Origin of the sequence: Achromobacter sp. JUb104 (assembly GCF_024806975.1) — a bacterium.
Classification (GTDB): Bacteria; Pseudomonadota; Gammaproteobacteria; order Burkholderiales; family Burkholderiaceae_B; genus Achromobacter; species Achromobacter spanius.
This window is the reverse complement of record NZ_JANUEY010000003.1, coordinates 698140-712764: the sequence shown is the minus strand read 5'-3', so window position 1 is coordinate 712764 and position 14625 is coordinate 698140. Positions and strand designations below refer to the sequence as shown.

At 62.8% G+C, this 14625-nt stretch carries 14 protein-coding genes; 8 read left to right on the top strand and 6 right to left on the bottom strand.

Annotation, left to right across the window (positions count from 1 at the left end):
• Positions 1-220: 220 nt before the first annotated feature.
• A complete protein-coding gene (locus tag M2361_RS23725; protein WP_259252162.1) occupies positions 221-610 on the bottom strand; it encodes a DUF4148 domain-containing protein in 390 nt (129 codons plus the stop codon).
• A 284-nt stretch (positions 611-894) separates the two neighbouring features.
• Entirely contained in the window at positions 895-3651 is a 2757-nt protein-coding gene (locus M2361_RS23720; RefSeq protein WP_259252659.1) for a pitrilysin family protein, read from the bottom strand.
• 99 nt (positions 3652-3750) lie between these two features.
• On the opposite strand from M2361_RS23720, the gene M2361_RS23715 reads away from it, so the two are divergent.
• The 3 genes from M2361_RS23715 to M2361_RS23705 all read left to right on the top strand — a co-directional run bounded on the left by M2361_RS23715 (position 3751) and on the right by M2361_RS23705 (position 5649).
• A complete protein-coding gene (locus tag M2361_RS23715) occupies positions 3751-4350 on the top strand; it encodes a GNAT family N-acetyltransferase (RefSeq protein ID WP_259252160.1) in 600 nt (199 codons plus the stop codon).
• Positions 4351-4600: 250 nt separating this feature from the next.
• The gene (locus M2361_RS23710) at positions 4601-4978 is read left to right on the top strand and encodes a hypothetical protein (protein ID WP_259252159.1); all 378 of its coding nucleotides are present in this window, start codon (positions 4601-4603) and stop codon (positions 4976-4978) included.
• Positions 4979-5091: 113 nt separating this feature from the next.
• Positions 5092-5649 (top strand): GNAT family N-acetyltransferase, encoded by a 558-nt coding sequence (locus tag M2361_RS23705; protein ID WP_259252158.1) that lies wholly within the window; start codon positions 5092-5094, stop codon positions 5647-5649.
• Between the two features lie 3 nt (positions 5650-5652).
• Here M2361_RS23705 and M2361_RS23700 read toward each other — a convergent pair whose 3' ends face one another.
• Together M2361_RS23700 and M2361_RS23695 are read right to left on the bottom strand one after the other, a co-directional pair.
• Positions 5653-6825 carry a VWA domain-containing protein gene (locus M2361_RS23700; protein WP_100852847.1) on the bottom strand — a complete coding sequence of 391 codons (1173 nt, stop codon included), beginning with the start codon at positions 6823-6825 and terminating at the stop codon, positions 5653-5655.
• A gap of 25 nt (positions 6826-6850) precedes the next feature.
• A complete protein-coding gene (locus tag M2361_RS23695; RefSeq protein ID WP_100852846.1) occupies positions 6851-7732 on the bottom strand; it encodes a MoxR family ATPase in 882 nt (293 codons plus the stop codon).
• 176 nt (positions 7733-7908) lie between these two features.
• Between M2361_RS23695 and M2361_RS23690 the strand changes: the two genes are divergently transcribed.
• Together M2361_RS23690 and M2361_RS23685 are read left to right on the top strand one after the other, a co-directional pair.
• Complete coding sequence (locus M2361_RS23690) at positions 7909-8262, top strand: cytochrome c (protein ID WP_100852845.1); 354 nt, start codon at positions 7909-7911, stop codon at positions 8260-8262.
• Between the two features lie 10 nt (positions 8263-8272).
• Entirely contained in the window at positions 8273-8635 is a 363-nt protein-coding gene (locus tag M2361_RS23685; RefSeq protein WP_259252155.1) for a cytochrome c, read from the top strand.
• A 7-nt stretch (positions 8636-8642) separates the two neighbouring features.
• Here the strand turns inward: M2361_RS23685 and M2361_RS23680 are convergent, their stop codons facing one another.
• Positions 8643-9068 (bottom strand): DUF1841 family protein, encoded by a 426-nt coding sequence (locus M2361_RS23680; RefSeq protein ID WP_259252154.1) that lies wholly within the window; start codon positions 9066-9068, stop codon positions 8643-8645.
• A 201-nt stretch (positions 9069-9269) separates the two neighbouring features.
• On the opposite strand from M2361_RS23680, the gene icd reads away from it, so the two are divergent.
• From icd to M2361_RS23665, 3 genes are all read left to right on the top strand, one after another.
• Positions 9270-10526, top strand: coding sequence for an NADP-dependent isocitrate dehydrogenase (gene icd, locus M2361_RS23675; RefSeq protein ID WP_050447222.1), 1257 nt, complete (start codon positions 9270-9272; stop codon positions 10524-10526).
• Positions 10527-10647: 121 nt separating this feature from the next.
• On the top strand, positions 10648-11913 hold the full coding sequence (locus tag M2361_RS23670; RefSeq protein ID WP_404976438.1) for an O-antigen ligase family protein: 1266 nt from the start codon (positions 10648-10650) through the stop codon (positions 11911-11913).
• Between the two features lie 218 nt (positions 11914-12131).
• The gene (locus M2361_RS23665; protein WP_259252149.1) at positions 12132-13673 is read left to right on the top strand and encodes a methyl-accepting chemotaxis protein; all 1542 of its coding nucleotides are present in this window, start codon (positions 12132-12134) and stop codon (positions 13671-13673) included.
• Here the strand turns inward: M2361_RS23665 and M2361_RS23660 are convergent.
• Entirely contained in the window at positions 13651-14619 is a 969-nt protein-coding gene (locus M2361_RS23660) for a 4-hydroxy-tetrahydrodipicolinate synthase (RefSeq protein WP_259252143.1), read from the bottom strand. The genes M2361_RS23665 and M2361_RS23660 overlap by 23 nt on opposite strands.
• Positions 14620-14625: the final 6 nt, after the last annotated feature.

The window sequence follows — 14625 nt, the reverse complement described above, 5'->3', positions numbered from 1 at the left end:
GGTGGATGTTGGGATGCTGATGACGGGGGGTGCGCGCTTCACCCATCCTACGTAATAGAAAGGCCGCGGTTTTATGCCGCGGCCTTGGTGCTGCTACTGCTACTACTGCTACTACTTCTACTGCTACTACTTCTACTGCTACTGCGGTTGCCGCTGTGCCTTAAAAAACCGGTCCCAGGCCATGATGCCGCCTGAGACCGGCCGGGCTACAGCAAGCAGCTCACCGGGTGGTCGGCGGGTAGTCGAGCTCGCCGAACGTATATTGGCCGCTGGCCTTGGCTTGGGCCAGTTCTTGCTGGACGTCGGCGCGGGTCTTCACGCTGGCCGGCGCTGCATGGGTGGGCGGGTATTCGAGTTCGCCGAAGGTGTATTCGCCGCTGATCTTGGCTTGTTGCAACTGGGCTTGCACGTCTTGCGCGCTCAAGCTGGCGGCTTGGGGCAGGGCGGGCGGGTAGTCCAGTTCGCCAAACGTGTATTGGCCGTTGGCCTTGGCTTGCTGCAATTCGGTCGCGACCTGGTCGCGGGTCTTGGCTTGTTCAACGCCGGCGGCTTGGGCGCCAACGCCAACCAAAGCCAGGGATAGCAGCAGGGTGGTGGTTAGGGTTTTCATGATTGAGACCTCCGTGTCATCTTGGATGGGAGCGAATCCGGCATTACCGTCGTGGTTCGTTTTTTGTTCCCGATGACCGAATTCTGCGCGCTATCTCACCTGGGATAAACCCTTAATACTTGAAAACATCTTTCCAAATAGTCGAGTAATACGTTCGATTTTGGAAAATCTCCCCGTTTTTCGTAGGGTTATGCATGCCGGGCAAGCTGATGGATAGCCCTGTGCATATCCGCTGATGCAAAAAAACCCCTGCACATGGCAGGGGTTTGTGGGGTGCCTATTGTTCAGGGCGTGGCTTTCTTCGTGAAGTCGCCCGCAACCGCGGTGCTGAACCCGTCGGCGCGCAGGTACTTGCGTAACGCCGCGTTGACCACATCGGGCGTCAAGGCGGAGATCTTCTTGTCCATCTCGGCTGACCACTCAAACGTGCGGCCGCGTTGCAGGTAGTCAAGCCAGGTGCTGGCCAGGATGTCGTCTTGTGCGCGGGCCAGATTGCGGTAGTTCAGCAGCGCGTTGATGCCGTCCTGCACTTCCTTGTCGGAAAAGCCGTCCTTCAGCACACGCGCCAGTTCCTCGTTGATAGCCTTTTCCAGGCGTTCGCGATTCTGGGGGGCGTAAATGGCGTACATGGTCCAGCTGGCGCTGGGTTCGAACGACGACACCGACAGCGAGCTGCGCACGTTGTAGGACAGGCCCTCGGTTTCGCGCACGCGGTTCCACAAGCGTGACGTTTCCGACGCACCGAACAGATAATTGGCCAGATACAGGGCCGCGTAATCCGCATCCGTGTCTTGCAGCTTCAACGGCATGCGCGACACGTAGAAGGCGTTGGCCTTGTCGGGCGTATTGATGTCGAACTGCTTGGCGGGAATGTCGCGATACGGGTTGGGCACGCGGGTGTAGGCGGGCGCCTTCTTCCAACCGGCCAGGCCTGTGGTGATGGCCTTTTCAACAGCCGCGGGCTCGAAGTCGCCCACGGCGGAATACTCGATCTTGCCGGCGCCGTAGAACTTGGCGTGGAACTTGGCGAGCGCGTCGCGGTTCAGGCCGCGCACGCTGGCCAAGGATTCTTCAAACGTCGGCACATAGCGCAAGTCGTCAGCGGGCCACGGGTTGTCCTGGCGGGCCAGGGCGCGTCCGGCCAAGGCCGTGGGCTCGGTCATGGCGTTCTGGATCGAGGTTTCAAGCTGGCGCTGGTATTCGTCCAGCTGTTCCTTGGGGAAGTTGGCGTTGCGCACGATTTCCAGAGCCAGCGCGGTCAGCTCGGGCAGGTTCTCGCCCTTGGTCGACATGGCGATTTTCAGGGTCGTGCCGCCGCCGCTGAAGCCCAGCTCGGCTTGCAGCTTGTCCAGGCGGTCCTGGATTTCCTGGCGCGACAGCTTGGCCGTGCCTCGGATCAACAGATCCGCCGCGGCGCTCGAGTTCACGCGCTGGCCAAGCAGGTCTTTTTCATTGCCGAACTGAATCAGCATCTGCGCCTGCACGCGGCTGCCACGCGTGGCCTTGGGCAACAGCGCCAATTGAACCGGCCCGTTGGCGAGCTCCAGTGTCTTTCTTTGCGTCAGCTTGTCGATGTTTTCGGGCGTGGGATCAAAGGCGGATGCCGCCTTGAAGTCCGGATCACCCTTGTAGTCCTTGAACACGGAAGTCAGGTCCACACGTTGCGTTTGCGGCGCGCGCAGCGGCTTTTCCGTGGGGATGTAGCGGCCTTCGATGCGGTTGCTTTGCAGCAGATAGGTGGTGGCGACTTGTTGGACTTCAGTCAGCGTGGCCTTGCGGGCGCGGTCGCGTTGCAGGAAGAACAAGCGCCAGTCGCCGGCGGCGATGGCTTCGGACAGCGCCACGCCAACTTGCTCGGGATCGCTGTAGGTTTGTTCCCAGGCGGTCAGCCATTTGCTGCGCGCGCGGTCCAGTTCCTGTTGCGTGAAAGGCGTTTTACCCAGCGATTCCAGCGTGCTGGTCAGCGTCTTCATGGCGGCGTCCAGGTCTTTGCCGGGCGGCAACTGCGCGCCGAACATCGCCAGGCCGGGATCGCGGTTTTCCATGGTGAAGCCGAACACGCCCGAGGCCATCTTCGTGGCGACCAGTGCGTGGTAAAGGCGGCCCGACGGGGTATCCGACAGGATGACGGTGGCCAGGTCCAGCGGCACGAAATCGGGGCTGCCGGCGGCGGGGATGTGGTACATGGCGGCTACCAGAGGCGTGCCGCCGGTACGGCGCAAGGTGACCGAACGTTCGCCGTCCTGCACCGGTTCAACGGTGTACTCGGGCGGCAATTTGCGGTCGGGCTTGGGCAGCTTGCCCAGCGTTTGTTCGATGTCCGCCAGGGTGGCCTGGGGGTCGAACTTGCCGGCCACGATCAGCACGGCGTTATCGGGCTGGTAGTACTCGTGATAGAAGGCGCGAAGCTGGCCGATGTCCACGTTTTCAACGTCGGAGCGGGCGCCGATGGTGTTCTTGCCGTAGCTGTGCCACTGGTAGGCAGCCGCCTGCATTTTTTGCATCAGGATGCGCGACGGGCTGTTTTCGCCGCTTTCCATTTCATTACGGACCACGGTCATTTCCGAATCCAGGTCTTCCTTGGCGATCAGGGAATTGACCATGGCGTCGGCTTGCCAGCCCAGGTACCACTTGAGGGTGTCGGGGTTGGCGGCGAAACTGGCGAAGTAGTTGGTGCGGTCGCTGGAGGTGGACCCGTTGGCCTGCAGGCCACGGCGGGAAAACTCGCCCATGGCGTTGCGCGTGGTGGACGTCCCCTTGAACAGCATGTGTTCCAACAGGTGCGCCATGCCGGTCTGGCCGTAGTTCTCGTTGCGCGAGCCCACCAGGTAGGTCATGTTGACGGTGGTCGACGGCTTGGACTCGTCGGGTACCAGCAGCACCCTGAGGCCATTGGCCAAGCGATATTCAGTGATGCCTTCAACCGAGGCGGCCTCCGAGACGCCCGCCGGAAGATCGGCGGCGCCGGCCTGAAAGGCCAGGAAGGAGGAGAACAGCAGCGCACCCAATGGGCGCGGCAGCTTCGACAGGGACAGGCGCATGGCAAACAATTCCTTTCGCATGGCAGAATCCGTTGGAGTGTATACGTTGGCAATGGTTCAGGCGCTGCAAGCCTGAGACGCAATACAAGGAAGTGCGACATGTCGTTATCGCTGGAAGTAGAAACGTCGCGTCTGGTGCTGCGGCAATGGCGCGCGGATGACCGCCAGCCGTTCGCGGAAATGAACGCGGATCCGCGCGTGACCGAGTTCCTGCTGCCGCTGTCGGCACAGGAAAGCGATGCGCTGGCCGGACGGCTGGCGGCGGGCATTGACGAGCATGGCTGGGGGTTTTGGGCCGTTGAAGCGCCCGGTGTGGCGCCTTTCGTCGGCTTTGTCGGTATCAAGCCCATGCCGGCGATGCTGCCGTTCGCGCCGGGGGTCGAAGTGGGCTGGCGTCTGGCGCAGCCGTTTTGGGGGCGTGGCTATGCCAGCGAAGCCGCTGAAGCGGCATTGCGCGTCGGGTTCGAACAGATCAGGCTGGATGAAATCGTGGCGTTCACGGCGGTGGGCAATCAGCGCTCGCGCGCGGTGATGGCGCGGCTTGGCATGCAGGCCGATGCCGGCACGTTTGATCATCCGGCGTTGTCCCCGGGCCATCCGCTGCGTGAGCATGTGCTTTATCGCCTGCGCCGCGAGCATTGGATGGGTCGGAATAACGGTGACGCAGAGCCAGGCGGCATGCCGGTTGCGGCGGCATAAGGCGCGGAAAGCAGCGCCACCAGAGGGTGCTGCACTGCAATATCCTTCGTGCGCAAGGCAAATTTGAGGTCGTCCGGCTTGCGGGTGTAAGCTTTTCCAGACGTAGTAGCTGTTGCCGACGGGATGCGCGACAGCCGTCTACCCGGCTTCCCGTCCAACGCCAGACGCCGCCGCAAGCGCGGCGCCGGTGCTTGTCGTTCGCGCCTTCGCTGCCGGCATCCTGCCGGCGCATTTTTCGGAGGAACGACCCATGCTGACCGAAATCGTCACGCGTGCTCTGTCCCAATTGACCGGTAGCGCCTTGAGCGGCGACGGAATCAAAGGGCAGTTTCAGTACGCCTATGCCAGTGATGACGGCCAATTCGTGGCCATACTGACCCATGATATGACCACCTATGTGGTGGACTTGAACGCACAACGATACTTCGCGGAATGCGGCGGTTCGCCCCGTGGGTTTGCCGGACATGTGCTTGAGATGGAAGGCGCGGCCGTGCGCAGCCATCCGTGGCCGGCCGCCAATGATCTGTTTGACCTGGACATGGATGCGGACGAGCTTTCATGGCGCAAGTGCCCCGGCCCGCGGCACGCGTCCGCCACCAACCGATCTGTGGAGAGCCGCGCCGCCTGAGAGTGGCCAGAAGCGGCAACACCTTACTGAACCGCCGGATCGGCGGTTTTTTTTGTGCCCAGGCCCGTTGCCAGCGGCTACAAATGCGGGCCGTGACAGTACAATTTTTCGCCATGAACTCGCCCGCTGACACCCACGCGCCCGACGGCGCAACCCTTGTTGATTGCACGTACGAACGCCACGCGGATCAGATACTGGCCATTTTCAACGACGCCATCGTCAACTCCACCGCGCTGTACGACTACAAGCCCCGCCCGCGCGAAGCGATGCAGGGATGGTTCCAGACCAAGCAGCAGGGCGGCTTTCCGGTGGTCGGGTTTGAAAACGCGGCCGGCGAGCTGATGGCGTTTGCCAGCTATGGCACCTTCCGCGCCTGGCCCGCGTTCAAGTATTCCGTCGAGCATTCCGTCTACGTGGACGGGCGTTTTCGCGGCCGGGGCCTGGGCGAAGCGATGATGCGCGTGCTGATCGAGCGGGCACGCATCAATCAGGTGCACGTGCTGGTCGGCGGCATTGATGCCTCGAACGACGGCAGCATCCGCCTGCACGAGAAGCTGGGGTTCAAACACGCCGGCACAATCCGCGAAGCGGGCTTCAAGTTCGGCCGCTGGCTGGACCTGGCTTTTTATCAGTTGACGCTGGATACGCCTGAGCAGCCGGTGGACGGGTAAGGCTTATTTGGAGAGGACCCGCATCGCTTGTTCCAGACCCGCGACGGTGACCGGATACATGCGGTCCTGCATGATGTCGCGCATCAGCGCGATGGACTGACGGTATTGCCACGACGCGGTGGGTTCGGGGTTGAGCCACACCGATTTCGGCCAGGCATCCAGCAGCCGCCGCATCCATTGCGCGCCCGGTTCCTTGTTGTAGTGCTCGACGGACCCGCCGGGTTGCAGGATTTCGTACGGGCTCATGGTGGCGTCGCCGACGATGATCAGCCGCCAATCCGGGTTGTACTTGCGCAGCACGTCCCAGGTGTCGAAACGTTCATTCTGGCGGCGGCGGTTGCTTTGCCACAGGCTTTCGTACGGGCAGTTGTGGAAGTAATAGACTTCCAGATTGCGGAATTCGCTGCGCGCCGCTGAAAACAATTCTTCCACCCGGCCGATGTGGTCGTCCATGCTGCCGCCCACGTCCAGCAGCATCAACACCTTTACGGTGTTGTGGCGCTCGGGCACCATGCGCAGGTCCAGATGGCCGGCGTTGCGCGCGGTGCTGGCGATGGTGTCGTCCAGGTCCAGCTCCATGTCGGCGCCTTGGCGCGCAAAGCGGCGCAAGCGCCGCAGCGCCACCTTGAAGTTGCGCGTGCCTAGTTCGACCTGGTCGTCGTAGTCCTTGAACTGGCGCATGTCCCAGACTTTGACCGCCGAGCGGTTGCCCGCCGACGCGCCGCCCACGCGGATGCCTTCAGGGTGATAACCGCCGTTGCCGAACGGCGAGGTGCCGCCGGTGCCGATCCATTTGCTGCCGCCCGCGTGGCGCTCTTTCTGCTCTTCCATGCGTTCCTTGAAGAGCTCCATCAGCTTGTCCCAGCCGTGCTTTTCAATGGCGGCTTTTTCTTCGGGCGACAGGTTCTTCTCGAACTCCTTGATCAGCCAGTCCAGCGGAATTTCCTTGTCCGCCGGCAGGGCTGCCTGGATGCCCTTGTAGTAGGCGCCAAAGGCCTTGTCGTAGCGGTCGTAGAGCGATTCGTCCTTGACCAGCGTGGCGCGCGCCAGGAAGTAGAACTCGTCCAGCGTGGGCGCCATCAGGTCGTGGCGCAGGGCGTCCACCAGGGTCAGGTATTCCTTGACCGAGACGGGCAGCTTGTGTGCCCGAAGGTGGTAGAAGAAGTCGATCAGCATGGGCAGGCGGCCGGTGGCGTGGGGATCAGCGGCGCTGGCCGCCGCGGGTCATGGCCGCCAGGCGTTCCAGCAGGTGCACGTCTTGCTCGTTCTTCAGCAGCGCGCCGGCCATCAGCGGCACGGCGGTGGCCGTGTGGGCGTCGATCTCGGCCGCCGTGGCGTTTTCGGCCAGCAGCAGGCGCAGCCAGTCCAGCAGTTCAGAGGTGGACGGCTTTTTCTTCAGGCCGGGCGCATCGCGCAGCGCAAAGAAGGTGTCCAGCGCCGCGCGCAGCACGTCCTGCTTCAGGTGCGGGTAGTGCACGGCGACGATGTCGCGCATGGTGTCGCGGTCGGGGAAGCGAATGTAGTGGAAGAAGCAGCGGCGCAGGAATGCGTCGGGCAGGTCCTTCTCGTTGTTGGACGTGATGATGACCAGCGGGCGATGGCGCGCGGAGATGGTCTCGCGCGTTTCATACACATGGAATTCCATGCGGTCCAGTTCGCGCAGCAGGTCGTTGGGGAATTCGATGTCGGCCTTGTCGATCTCGTCGATCAGCAGCACCACCGGTTCGTCCGCCTGGAACGCTTGCCACAAGGTGCCTTGCACGATGTAGTTGCGGATGTCGCGCACTTTCTCGTCACCCAATTGCGAGTCGCGCAGGCGCGAAACGGCGTCGTATTCGTACAGGCCCTGATGCGCCTTGGTAGTGGACTTGATGTGCCATTGCAGCAGCGGCCGGCCCAACGCGCGCGCCACCTCTTCGGCCAGCATGGTTTTGCCGGTGCCCGGCTCGCCCTTGATCAGCAGCGGACGCTGCAAAGTCAGGGCGGCGTTGACGGCCAGTTTCAGGTCGTCGGTGGCGACGTAAGAGTCGGTCCCGTTGAAGCGGGCAGGCGTGGCGGAGTGTGCGGACTGGGCTGCGGACATAGGCTGATGGCTTCCGAGGATTGACGGTGATCAATACCCAACGCAAGGTATTAATCCTGAGCAATTATCGTACAATCAGGCGGTTTTGCAGTTGGGTTCGACCCGCAACGTGTTTGCAGGGGGCCGACGTGTGAGCAGGCCCTAGTCCTTAAGCCATACCAAGAAGAGCCATTCCAATGAAGTTGCGAACCTCTCTGAAGTGCACGGTTTCCGTGTTGGCCGCGATAGCATCCTGTGCGATCGCCGGCCAGGCTGTTGCTGCTGACGCAGCGCCTGTCGGTAACATCCAAAACGCCCGCGACAAGGTTTCCATGTGCATCGGTTGCCACGGCATCGAAGGCTACAAGGCGACGTTCCCCGAGCTCTATCACGTGCCGATGATTGCTGGCCAAAACGCCAAGTACATCGAAACCGCCCTCAACGAGTACAAGAAAGGCGCGCGCAGCCATCCCACGATGGACGCCATTGCCGGCAGCCTGTCCGACCAGGACATCGCCGATCTGGCCGCGTACTACGCGAATCTCAAATAAGGGGCAAACAATGAATCGCACGATGCTTGCCCTTCTGGGCGCGACTTTCGCCATGGCGGGCGCTACCGTCCAGGCGCAGGACCTGGCCGCCGGCAAGGCCGTTTTCGATAAATTCAATTGCGCGTCGTGCCACGGCGCCGACGCCAAGACCGCGGTGGACCCGTCCTACCCCACGCTGGCCGGCCAGCACGCTGATTACCTGGTCCACGCGCTGAAGGCCTACAAGCGCGGAGCCTCCGGCAGCGCCGCCACCGCCAACGTGCGCAAGAACCCCATCATGGGCGCTTTCGCCACGCAATTGTCCGACCAGGATATTTCCAACGTGTCGGCATGGCTGGCGTCCCTGCCCAGCGACCTGGGCGTGCGCAAGTAATTACGCCTTACAGGCTGGCGCGGCGGCGGATCAGGTCGATATAGCTGTCGCTGTCCAGCGGCGTGCCCAGCCGCTGCGCTTCCCACACCACTTGCCCCAGGCATTCCATGATTTCGTGGGCTGCGTGGTGGGCGTCCGAGCGTGCGGTCAACTGCTGGTAAGCCAGACGGATGCCGGGCGGATGGTCGATGGACAATTGTTCCGCGATGGCCAGGTGCATGGACAGGTGCAGGAACGGATTGGTGCGCCCCTTTTCCACCGCGTATTCCATGGTCATGGCCTCAGGGCTTTCAAGGTCGCCGTGGTATTCGGGATGCTCGATGATCCAGTCCAGCGCGATGGCCTCGAGCGGAGTCAGCACCTCGTTGGCGCGGTGCTTGCGCCAGGTGTCGATAAAGAATTCGCGGACTTGGTCGCGTGAGGGATTGAACATCGGTGGGGACGGAATGCGGTGTAGGACGCATTATTTTACCGCGCGCCCGATGGCGGCCGCTTGCCCCGGGGCCTTTGCGATATAGAATTGGTTGCTATCCGCCATCCGGTGTGCGGTTCGCGAGGGCGATTTTCCCTGCGGAATCGGACGCTTTCCGATGCGGCGCGTGCAGAAAAACCACCCGGAGCAAATGGAGCATTCATGTCCTACCAACATATCAAGGTTCCCGCTGGCGGCCAGAAAATCACGGTCAACGCTGATTTCTCGCTGAATGTGCCTGAACAACCCATCGTTCCCTTCATTGAAGGCGACGGCACGGGCGCTGACATCACCCCGGTGATGATCAAGGTTGTCGACGCCGCGGTGCAAAAAGCCTATGGCGGCAAGCGCAAGATCCACTGGATGGAAGTCTATGCCGGCGAGAAGGCCACCAAGGTCTACGGCCCGGACGTCTGGCTGCCCGACGAGACCCTGGAAGTCGTCAAGGACTACGTGGTGTCCATCAAGGGCCCGCTGACCACCCCGGTTGGCGGCGGCATCCGCTCGCTGAACGTGGCGCTGCGCCAGCAACTGGACCTGTACGTCTGCCTGCGTCCGGTGGCGTACTTCAAGGGCGTGCCCTCGCCGGTGCGTGAACCCGAAAAGACCAACATGGTGATCTTCCGCGAAAACTCGGAAGACATTTATGCGGGCATCGAATACATGGCCGAAAGCGAGCAGGCCAAGGAACTGATCCAGTTCCTGCAGACCAAGCTGGGCGTGAAGAAGATCCGCTTCCCGAACACCTCGTCCATCGGCATCAAGCCTGTGTCGCGCGAAGGCACCGAGCGCCTGGTGCGCAAGGCCGCGCAGTACGTCATCGACAACGACCGCACGTCGCTGACGCTGGTGCACAAGGGCAACATCATGAAGTTCACGGAAGGCGGCTTCCGGGACTGGGGCTACGAGCTGCTGCAGAAGGAATTCGGTGCGCAACTGATCGACGGCGGCCCGTGGTGCAAGTTCAAGAACCCCAGGACGGGCCGCGAGATCATCGTCAAGGACGTGATTGCCGACGCCTTCTTGCAACAGATCCTGCTGCGCCCGGCCGAATACGACGTGATCGCCACGCTGAACCTGAACGGCGACTACATCTCGGACGCGCTGGCCGCGCAAGTGGGCGGCATTGGCATCGCGCCGGGGGCCAACCTGTCGGACTCGGTCGCCATGTTCGAAGCCACCCACGGCACGGCGCCCAAGTACGCGGGCAAGGACTACGTGAACCCCGGTTCCGAAATCCTGTCGGCCGAAATGATGCTGCGCCACATGGGCTGGACCGAAGCCGCCGACCTGATCATCTCCAGCATGGAAAAGTCCATCCTGTCCAAGAAGGTCACGTATGACTTCGCCCGCCTGCTGGAAGGCGCGACCCAGGTGTCGTGCTCGGGCTTTGGCCAGGTCATGATCGAAAACATGTAAACACGCGGACCCTCCCGCGATGTTCCGCTGAACCCGTCCGCCGTCATGGCGGGCGGGTTTTGTCTACCTAATCCGCATGAAGCGCGCTGTCGCTTGCGCTGTTCTTTCCAGGCTGATCGCTGTGCCCCGAATGTATGTTTCCTTAGCCACCTGGCTGGTGTTGCTGGTTCCCGCGCTGGCCCTGACCAGCCCTGTGGGCGGACCCGCCGTGCTTTATCTAAGCGCCCCGATCGCGTTGGCCGCGTTGGTGATGAACGCCATCAAGCGGTACGAGCCCATGAATTTCGGCGCTTTATGGCCGATGTCATTGGTGCTGCTGCTGCCACTGGCCTGTATGTTCACCACGTCCGCGGTGCGAGGCGTGTGGAGTAATTCCGAACTTGAAAAGCTGCTGCGCTTTGCGTTGGCGCTGCCGGTGCTATGGCTGTTGCTGCGCGCGCCGCAGCGGTGGCTCAAGCTGGTGCAGTGGAGCATTCTGGCGGGCGCGCTTGCCGGGTCGGTGCTGCTGATCGTCACCATGCAGACCGAGGGCCGCGCCGCCATGGTCGACGTGGGCGGGCGCTATAACGCCGTGGCCTTCGCGAACATGACGCTGTTGTTCGGCGCCATGACGCTCTTGTCCCTGGGCTTCGGTCCCGCCACGCGCTGGCCACGCCTGGAGACGGCGGTGAAGCTGCTGGTGGTGGTGTTGTCCGTCATCGCCACCTGGATGTCTGAAACGCGTAGCAGTTGGATGCTGCTGCCCATCTTGGGGCTGGTGTTCCTGCTGGGCCTGCGCAACTGGAAGCGCCGCCACAAGGTGTACTGTGCCTTGGCCGTCTGTGTGGCGCTGGTGGCCAGCGCCGCCGCCATCTGGACATTCAGCAGCCGGATGCACGAGATCTCGAAAGACGTCCAGGGTTTTGCCACGTCGGCCAACCGCGATACGTCCTTCGGCATCCGCTTGCAGTTGTGGCATGCGTCGATCCTCATGTTCGAAAAGAGCCCCATCGTGGGCGTGGGCCCCAGCAAATTCCGCGATGAACTGCGCACGTTGCAAACCCAGGGCATCGTCACGCAGGAAGTGGTCGAGGGCTTTGGCGAGCCCCACAACGACATGCTCGGGGCCTTGTCTGGGTATGGCGTGCTGGGCCTGCTCACGATTCTTATCCTGTACCTGGTGCCGGCGGCCGTATTCTTCCACCGGCTGGCTAGCGATGACCGGGTGATTCGCGTTGGCGCGCAGTTGGGGTTGCTGTTCTGCCTGGGTTTTTGCGCCTTCAGCTTGACCGAGATGATGTTCCGCAACATGCGCAGCGTGCCCAACTATTCGCTGATCGTGGTGACGCTGATTGCGTTGACGACGCCGCGCGCCGCGCAGGCGGCCCAAAGCGCATTGCGGCGTTGACGAGAAGCGGAGAAATCTCCGCAATGCAAGCACTACCGAACGCAAGGCCCACGGGCCTTGCGTTTTTCTTATGGGCCTTGCGTTAGATCAATGGCCCTACGTCTTACTAGTGAAAACCCTGCTGTGTCCCCGTATCCTGACGGATCGCAATACATAAACCGTCACATTCTGCCGTCAAAAGTTTCATTCGGCAGATTGGAAAATAACGAGGAGAGGCTATGAAAAATTCCAGTCTGCGCAGGGAGCTGTTGTGGTTCGTATTCGCCATTGGCGCGGTGGTTCTGATGCTGGGTGCCTGGGATGCCTGGCAGCGCCGCGCCGAGATGGTGGCCGAGCGCAAGACCGAATTGCGTCATGTGCTGGACCTGTCGGCAGGCATCCTGCGCAATGGCAAGCAAAGCGTCAGCGAAGGCATGCCGCTGGCGCAGGCCAAGCAGAATGTGGCGCGGCGCCTGGCGCAACTGCGCTACGGTGACGACGGTTACGTGGGCGTGTTCGGTGATGACTATGCGCTGCTGGTGCACCCGGACGCCAAGCTGGTGGGCACGAACGTACGCGCCATCAAGGATGTGGACGGCCTGCCGATCTTCGAAAACCTCTATGCCGAAGGCAAGGCGGGCGGCGGCTATGTGGACTACCGCTTTCCGCGACCGGGCGCCGACGAGGCCTTGCCGAAGATCAGCTATGCGGCCTATGACGCGGAGTGGGGCTGGCTGATCTTTACCGGGCTCTATGTGGATGATGTCGACGCCGCGTTCACCGGCACCTTGTGGCGCCAGGGGGGCGTGACGCTGGGCCTGCTGGCTTTGCTGCTGATCGGGGCGTTGCGCTTCTTCCGCACGCATGTGATCGGCCCCTTGGATGAGGCCGTGGCGCTGTGCGAGCGCGTGGCCAATGGCGACTTGTCGGGCAGCGTGTCGCACCACCATCGCGGCGAGATAGGCCGCCTGTTCGAAGGAATGGGGCGCATGCAGGACCGCCTGCAAGCCGCCTTGCGCACGATCGTGCAGTCCACGGGATCCATCGCGGCGGCCTCGCGCCAGATCGCGGCCGGCAGCATGGATCTGTCCGACCGTACCGAGAAGCAGGCCGCGGCGCTTGAGCAAACCGCCGCCAGCGTGGAAGAGATTACGGCCACCGCCAAGCAAAGCGCGGAACACGTGCGCGAAGTCAGTTCCCTGGCCGGCCAGTCGGCGCAACTGGCCCGCCAGGGCAGCGAAGAAACACAGCACGCCATCGACGCCATGCGCGAGATCTCACACAGTTCGCAACGCATCGGCGAGATCATCAGCGTGATCGACGGGATTGCCTTTCAAACCAATATCCTGGCCTTGAATGCGGCGGTCGAGGCAGCCCGGGCGGGCGAGCAGGGACGCGGCTTTGCGGTGGTGGCGGGCGAAGTTCGGGCATTGGCCCAGCGTTCCGCCACGGCCGCCAAAGAGATCAAGGGCTTGATCGAGACCTCGTCGGACTCCGTTGCGCGCGGTAGCGAACGGGTGGGCCAGGCCAGCGCAACCATGGGCAGCGTGCTGGAATCGGCGGCCACCAGCGCGCCGCTGATGGGCGAGATTGCCACCGCGTCGGCCGAGCAAAGCGTGGGTATCGAACAGATCAACCAAGCTGTCACGCACCTGGACAGCGTCACGCAGCAGAACGCGGCGCTGGTCCAGGAGTTTGCCGCGTCAGCGGCCACGCTGCACGAGCAGGCCGATGGCCTGGCGCGCGCGGTGTCGGTATTCAAGCTGTCTGCAGCCGGCTAGGCAAGTCTTGCAGGGCGTTCATTGCGCGTTGCAGGCGCGGGGTGAGGTCACGGCTGGCGGGCATCATGGGCATGCGTAGTTCGTCGGCGATCAGCCCCTGCATGGCAAGTGCACGCTTGATCGGCGCGGGATTCGGCTCGGCGAACAGTAGCCGGATCAGCGCGCGCAGCGGCTCGAAAAGCTCGCGCGCGGCTTGCGCCTGGCCTGCGTGCGCCAGGCGCATGATTTCCACATAGCGCTCGGGAAACAGGTGTGCGGCGGCCGGGATGGCGCTGCGCCCGCCGGCCAGCCAATGGTCCAGCAAGGACAGGTCGTCGCCGCACAGCGCGTCCAGTTTGCCGCGCGCGTTCAGGGCGGCGAGCACTGCCGGGTTGCATTCCTTGACGGCGGAAAAGTTGGGCAGCAAGGCCAGCGATTCCATGGTCTCGACCGTCATGGTCACGCCCGTGCGCTTGGGGATGTTGTAGAGAATGATGGGGCGTTCGGTGGCCCAGGCGATCTGCCGGTAATGCCACAGGATGCCGGCTTGCGAGGGGCCCAGATAATAAGGCGGCGGCACCAGATAGCCCGCCGGGCCGTGCTTGTCCAGACGCCGGATGGCCGTGGCCACGCCTCGTGTGTCCACGCCGCCCGCGCCGAATATCAGCGGCAGCGCATGCGGGTCGCTGGCAATGGCCTGGGCCATCTCGATTTTCTCGGACAGGCTGAGCAGATTGCCTTCGCCGGTGGAACCGAACAGCACCAGGCCGGCGATGCCCGCGTTGCGGTAGTAGCGGGCCAGCGCCTGCGCGGCGTCCATGTCCACGTAGCCGCCGCGCAGCGGCGTGACCATGGGCAGCCAGATGCCTTCAAAACGCGAAGGCAGTGGCATGCGAGTCGGCGGCATGTCAGTCAGCGGTACGTGAGCCAGCGGATTGTGAGTCAGCGGATTGTGAGTCAGCGGCATGTCCAT

Coding starts and splice junctions, on each gene's coding strand:
- M2361_RS23665 (WP_259252149.1), top strand. CDS start 12,132: ATGAAAAATTCCAGTCTGCGCAGGGAGCTGTTGTGGTTCGTATTCGCC.
- M2361_RS23705 (WP_259252158.1), top strand. CDS start 5,092: ATGAACTCGCCCGCTGACACCCACGCGCCCGACGGCGCAACCCTTGTT.
- M2361_RS23725 (WP_259252162.1), bottom strand. CDS start 610: ATGAAAACCCTAACCACCACCCTGCTGCTATCCCTGGCTTTGGTTGGC.
- M2361_RS23695 (WP_100852846.1), bottom strand. CDS start 7,732: ATGTCCGCAGCCCAGTCCGCACACTCCGCCACGCCTGCCCGCTTCAAC.
- M2361_RS23660 (WP_259252143.1), bottom strand. CDS start 14,619: ATGCCGCTGACTCACAATCCGCTGACTCACAATCCGCTGGCTCACGTA.
- M2361_RS23680 (WP_259252154.1), bottom strand. CDS start 9,068: ATGTTCAATCCCTCACGCGACCAAGTCCGCGAATTCTTTATCGACACC.
- M2361_RS23710 (WP_259252159.1), top strand. CDS start 4,601: ATGCTGACCGAAATCGTCACGCGTGCTCTGTCCCAATTGACCGGTAGC.
- M2361_RS23685 (WP_259252155.1), top strand. CDS start 8,273: ATGAATCGCACGATGCTTGCCCTTCTGGGCGCGACTTTCGCCATGGCG.
- M2361_RS23715 (WP_259252160.1), top strand. CDS start 3,751: ATGTCGTTATCGCTGGAAGTAGAAACGTCGCGTCTGGTGCTGCGGCAA.
- M2361_RS23690 (WP_100852845.1), top strand. CDS start 7,909: ATGAAGTTGCGAACCTCTCTGAAGTGCACGGTTTCCGTGTTGGCCGCG.
- icd (WP_050447222.1), top strand. CDS start 9,270: ATGTCCTACCAACATATCAAGGTTCCCGCTGGCGGCCAGAAAATCACG.
- M2361_RS23700 (WP_100852847.1), bottom strand. CDS start 6,825: ATGCTGATCGACTTCTTCTACCACCTTCGGGCACACAAGCTGCCCGTC.
- M2361_RS23720 (WP_259252659.1), bottom strand. CDS start 3,651: ATGCGCCTGTCCCTGTCGAAGCTGCCGCGCCCATTGGGTGCGCTGCTG.